Here is a 2,489-nt window from a genome sequence, read left to right as displayed (position 1 = left end):
ACGCTGCACCGACGCGGAGGCTTCCACGACCGTTGATGACGACAGAGGCGCCGGCACGCGCCAGGCCTTCCGCGGTGACGCAGCGGATGGCCGCCGTCGAGCCCGTAACGATCGCCTTGCGACCCTTGAGTTTGATATTCCTGTAATTCATCTCCGATTGTATTTGGGCGGCTAGCCGTGGCGTCAGAACAGGCGTGTTATCCTGCCATCTGCGCTCGCAGCGACAGCGAGGCTTTCGACCCCATAACTGGTGTAGCGGTAGAGCGCGCCGGGATGCTTACGACCGAGCTCCTCAAGGAACCAGGGGCCCTGCTGCGTCTCCTCGGTCAGCACATGACAGCCGTCGGCCGTGGGCGTAATCACCCAGCCGTGGGAGGCGCTCGAACCTGTCTCGTCACCGTCCACGGTCGTCGCCCAGGCGAGCCTGCGTTCAGGCACGTATTCCGTCACGACAGGCTCATCGGAAGGCCGACCGTCACCCGGCTGTATCGCCCGAGCGCCAGTTCTCGCGCGCCGCTTAGGATTTTAACCTAATCTTCGGCAAAAATAACGCGACCAGTTCTCAGCATCGACGAGCAGCTTCCAGACCATTTCGGGCGGATGTCGATGTCATTGAGCGCGTAGATGGCCGAGATTTCTGGGTCGTACCGCTCGGGCAGGATTGCATGATTATACATTGTTGACGGCGGACGATCAGAGGCGCCCAGTTCTTTTCCTGCGCCTGCACCAGCGATCCTCCCTCGGCAAGCCTTCCCAGCTCAAGCCGGCGATTCCGTCATCGCTTACGCGCTGCCAAACAAGGAGAGGGTCATGACGGAGATCTGGGGAGGCGCCACCCAGGTTTCAGGTTGCCGCTGGTTTTGAAATTTCGTGCTGTCTGCATGCTGAGATCGCGGCCAGGAACGGGTACGTGCCCTAGCTTAACGAAATCAGATATCCTGGTTGCTGGCTATGGTACAGTTCAAGTCATAGAGCAAACCGTCCTTCAATCCATATATCCAACCATGGATCGATACGTTCTTGTTTGACCTCCATGCCGCATGCAGGATCGGCGTGCGCGCCAGACGTTTCACTTGGGAAGCGACTGAGCGCTCGCAGAGCCGGTCAAGATCCGTATCGCTCCAAGTACCACACTCCCGGCATTCGAATTCGGCCTCGGCAACATCTCTGATTGGCTGCAGCCAATGATCGATAAGGCCCAGACCTTTGCCGCTCACAGCGGCACGGATGCCACCGCAGCCATAGTGTCCGCAAACGATGATGTGCCGCACGCCGAGCTGATTTACCGCATATTCGACGACGGAGAGCATATTGAGATCGGTGGGATGGATGAGGTTGGCGACGTTGCGATGCACAAAAACCTCGCCGGGTTCCAATCCGGCAATCACATTGGCTGGTACGCGGCTATCAGAGCAGCCGATCCAGAGATATTCAGGATTTTGCAAGTTCGAAAGACGTTGAAAATAATCAACCCTTTCGGCTTTACGTTCGTCTGACCACATTTTGTTGCGGATAAAAAGGTCTTCAATCATCATTAAGTCCGGCTAGGCTTTGCGCTTGCTTGCAGCGACGTGTGAAAAGTTGGGGCCCTAACCTTTCCGTGTCGCCTCGAAGATCAGCCTAGCGGACCCCATTTTCGCGATCAACTTCCTGCGCGCATCCTGGATCTCTTCGGCTTGGCGTTTGGTATAAGGACCCATCGGTCGGGTCTTCTCACCTCTCGACAAACCTGACAATACCATCGGCCTTTGTCACAGAAGATTTCCACCGAGGTTTCTCCCTCAGCAGGCTCACCCTTAGCCGCCTTACTCGTGAACTTGATTATCTTTGAATGATTCTGAGCAGCCGGACTGCATATAGACTTTTGGTGGCGTCTTCTTGGTTCGGTGCTTGGGACATGGGTGGCTCCTTTCCTATGCACTCGGTTCGCAATCCGCGATTGCAAGCATCGCGACTAAGGCCGAAGTTCAGCGCTGCGCGGCCAACTGCGCCAGCGGACGTTCCGGACCCAACGGTAAGTGCGGCAGCCAGTGTGCGCCCTTTACATCAAGACAACAGACGGTCATTCGCGGGGATATCACCCTCGATAGCGATTTGGCCCCCGACATTGCTCGGCGCTTCTATCGACTAACAAACTGCGTTGTGTTCCGCAGATAACTCCTTCCCGATCAGAGTTGCAAGAGATGAGCGCATTCGGTCCGCTCTTCCAGACCAGCGCCTACTTGCTGCCTGCGCGACCGCTCTCAACGCACCGCTGCTATTCAAAAACCTGGGGTTCACGCAAGGGTGATGGCTGTCGATGAAACTTCGCCTGACGAGGCGCGTTGTGAGAGTTCAGCCAATTCGAGGCGGGCCGCCCCATGTATGATGCGTGGTTTTCCAAGCCAATATCTGTTGCCACCGGCATAAGCGGTGACATCCGAAACCTGACCAACGCTCGACAAGCTTTTGACCTGCTTAACGACCATTGGCGTGACGGAGGTAGCGAT

3 protein-coding genes and 1 pseudogene are annotated in these 2,489 nt (G+C 56.7%); all 4 read right to left on the bottom strand.

Annotated features, from left to right (window positions below; genetic code table 11):
- A pseudogene (locus tag EN993_RS38145) lies at positions 1-151 on the bottom strand (oxidoreductase); the annotation flags it as partial.
- A 32-nt stretch (positions 152-183) separates the two neighbouring features.
- Entirely contained in the window at positions 184-450 is a 267-nt protein-coding gene (locus EN993_RS38140) for a hypothetical protein (protein WP_245469052.1), read from the bottom strand.
- Positions 451-929: 479 nt separating this feature from the next.
- Entirely contained in the window at positions 930-1,532 is a 603-nt protein-coding gene (locus EN993_RS34475) for a carbonic anhydrase (protein WP_127266109.1), read from the bottom strand.
- A 744-nt stretch (positions 1,533-2,276) separates the two neighbouring features.
- On the bottom strand, positions 2,277-2,489 hold a 213-nt coding region (locus EN993_RS37505), incomplete at its 5' end, for a hypothetical protein (RefSeq protein WP_206532471.1).

It is taken from the genome of Mesorhizobium sp. M7D.F.Ca.US.004.01.2.1, assembly GCF_003997785.1.
GTDB classification, from domain to species: Bacteria; Pseudomonadota; Alphaproteobacteria; order Rhizobiales; family Rhizobiaceae; genus Mesorhizobium; species Mesorhizobium loti.
Note: the sequence above shows the minus strand (reverse complement) of the source record. Positions and strands in the feature narration are given on the sequence as shown.